This is a genomic window from Amycolatopsis sp. SID8362 (genome assembly GCF_010550475.1).
Lineage (GTDB): Bacteria > Actinomycetota > Actinomycetes > Mycobacteriales > Pseudonocardiaceae > Amycolatopsis > Amycolatopsis eburnea.
This window is the reverse complement of sequence record NZ_JAAGNB010000595.1, coordinates 1-2,612: the sequence shown is the minus strand read 5'-3', so window position 1 is coordinate 2,612 and position 2,612 is coordinate 1. Positions and strand designations below refer to the sequence as shown.

Here is a 2,612-nt window from a genome sequence, read left to right as displayed (position 1 = left end):
GGTCGACGCGCTCGCCGCGCCGGTGACGGTGCCGCGGAACGGCACCGCCGACGCCGCCCTCACCACGCACATGCTGCCCGGCGCCCCCGCCGCGTGCCGCGCCCTCACTTTTCCCTTGACGTACAACGGAACGGCGGTCAAGCCATGAACAACCCGACCCTGCGCCGCGTGCTCGTGGTCACCACGGTGGTCGGCGCGACGCTGGGCGGCGGGATCGCCGTCGCGGCGTGGACGAGCTCCGGCTCCGGCACGGCCGGCGCGAAAGCGGGCACCGCGTCGGCGCCGTCGACCGCGACGGTGGACGCCTCGGCCCTCACCACCGGCCTGCTCTACCCCGGGGTCTCCGGCACCGCCCTGATCCGGATCACCAACCCCAACCCGTACCCGGTGAAGGTCAGCTCCGTCACCGGCAACGGGACCCCGACGGCGACCGGCGGCTGCCCGGGCGGCGCCGTGAGCTGGGTCGCGCAGCAGCCGAACACCGCGCTGGCCGCCGGGGCGAGCACAACCCTCACCCTCACCGGCGCGGTGTCGATGCTGTCCACGGCCGACGACTCCTGCCAGGGCGCGGTGTTCACGATCCCGGTCACCGTCACGGTGGTGAGCCAGTGAGCACCACCCGGGTGGTCGTCGCGGCCGCGCTGCTGGCGACGACGGCGTTCGGCGGTCAGGCCGAAGCGGCTTGGCTGAAGAGCGGCTCCGGGACCGCCGCGGCTGCGGCGCTGAAACTGTCCATACCGGACAAGCCCATCCTCGACTCGGCCAAGTGCAACAACAGCGGCGGCGGTCCCACGGCCACGCTGCACTGGACTTACCCGACTCCGCTGCCGCCGGGCTTCGAGCTGCTCACCGCGACCACCGCGGGCGGGACCGCTTCCACCGCGGGCACCGCCACGACCACTTCGGCCACCATCCCCCTGCCCGGCAACAACAGGGTGTACGTCAGCGTGCGCGCGACCGCCGGCGCGTGGAAGGGGACCCGATCCCCGGAGGTGGCCGCCTGCTGATTCCGGAACACCCCTGAAACCCCTGCAACGCAAAGGAAGAACCATGCTGGAAAGACTGCGTGCCGCGCGCGCCAACGAGGACGGCTTCACCCTCATCGAACTGCTCATCGTCGTCGTGATCCTCGGCGTCCTCGCCGGGGTCGTCGTGTTCGCCGTGCAGGCGTTCAACGGCGAAGGTCAGGCCGCCGCCTGCGAGACCGACTGGAAGAGCGTCCAGACCGCCAACGAGGCCTTCTACGCCAAGACCGGCGACTACGCCCTCGTCATGAAGGACCTCACGGACAAGGGCTACCTGAAGAACGCTCCCGCCGCCAAGAGCTACACCATCGGCCTCGGGGCCGGCGGCGTGGTCACCGCCAGCGGCGCCTGCACCCACTGAATCCCGGCCGCGGGGCGGGCAGGCCCGCCCCGCGGCACTCCATCCACAACGGACACCTCGCCCCGGAGGGAACCCATGCCCACCCTGACCGGCAGCCGCGCCGACGGCCTGCTCGAAGCGCTCTGGCAGGCGCGCGGCACCGACCTGCTGCTCACCGCCGGCCTGCCGCCGCAGCTGCGCGTGCACGGCGACCTCGCCGCGGTCGCCGGGCACCCCGTCCTCACCGGCGAGGACACCGACGCCCTGCTCGGCGAGCTGCTCACCGACGACCAGGCCCGCGCCTGGCGCACCGCCCACGAATTCGACTTCTCCTTCAGCTGGCGCGACCACGCCCGCGTCCGTGGCAACGCCTTCACCCAGCGCGGCGCCACCGTCGTCGCGCTGCGGATGATCCCGCGCCGGATCCCGGCCATGGCCGACCTCGGCCTGCCGCCGATCCTGGGCGACTTCGCCCGGCGGCACCAGGGTCTCGTGCTCGTCACCGGGCCGACCGGCTCGGGCAAGTCGACGACGCTCGCCGCCGTCATCGACCGGATCAACCACGAGCGCGCCTGCCACATCCTCACCGTCGAAGACCCCATCGAGTACGTCCACGAGCACCGGCGGTCCGCGGTGAACCAGCGCGAGGTCGGCACCGACACCGAATCCTTCCCGGCCGCCCTGCGCAGCGCGCTGCGCGAGGACCCGGACGTCCTGCTGGTGGGTGAGATGCGCGACCTCGAGTCGATCCGCTTCGCCCTCACCATCGCCGAAACCGGCCACCTGGTCTTCGCCACGCTGCACACCAACGACACCGCGCAGTCGCTGGCCCGGATGATCGACGTCTTCCCGGCCGGGCAGCAGGAACAGGTGCGGGTGCAGCTCGCCGCGGCCCTCACCGGGATCGTCTACCAGCGGCTGCTGCCGCGCGTCGGCGGCGGGCTCGTCGCGGCGTTCGAGGTGCTCGTCGCGAACACCGCCGTGCGCAACCTGATCAAGGAGGGCAAGCCGCACCAGCTGCGCAACGCGCTGGTGACCGGCCACCGCGAAGGCATGGTGACGCTGGAGCAGTCGCTGTCCGCGCTCGTCGCCGCCGGCCTGGTCTCCCCCGCCGACGCGGCCGCCCGCAGCCTGCACCCGCACGACATCGACCCGCGCCCGCGGCCCCGGAGCGTGCCGGCATGAGACTCCGCACCCAGCCCCGCACCGTCGACCTGCGCACGGTGACCCCGGACCGCGCGGCCGCC

General features: G+C 73.0%; 4 protein-coding genes. All 4 read left to right on the top strand.

Annotated elements, in window-relative coordinates; translation table 11 throughout:
• Window positions 1-144 precede the first annotated feature (144 nt).
• The 4 genes from G3I65_RS18705 (at window position 145) to G3I65_RS18690 (ending at window position 2,550) form a co-directional block, all read left to right on the top strand.
• The gene (locus G3I65_RS18705; protein ID WP_160697253.1) at window positions 145-612 is read left to right on the top strand and encodes a hypothetical protein; all 468 of its coding nucleotides are present in this window, start codon (window positions 145-147) and stop codon (window positions 610-612) included.
• Window positions 609-1,007, top strand: coding sequence for a hypothetical protein (locus G3I65_RS18700; RefSeq protein WP_309235551.1), 399 nt, complete (start codon window positions 609-611; stop codon window positions 1,005-1,007). Before G3I65_RS18705 ends, G3I65_RS18700 begins: the two co-directional genes overlap by 4 nt.
• 43 nt (window positions 1,008-1,050) lie before the next feature.
• Window positions 1,051-1,386, top strand: a complete 336-nt coding sequence (locus G3I65_RS18695) for a competence type IV pilus major pilin ComGC (protein WP_160697252.1) — start codon at window positions 1,051-1,053, stop codon at window positions 1,384-1,386.
• Between the two features lie 75 nt (window positions 1,387-1,461).
• A complete protein-coding gene (locus G3I65_RS18690; protein WP_160697251.1) occupies window positions 1,462-2,550 on the top strand; it encodes a type IV pilus twitching motility protein PilT in 1,089 nt (362 codons plus the stop codon).
• Window positions 2,551-2,612 lie beyond the last annotated feature (62 nt).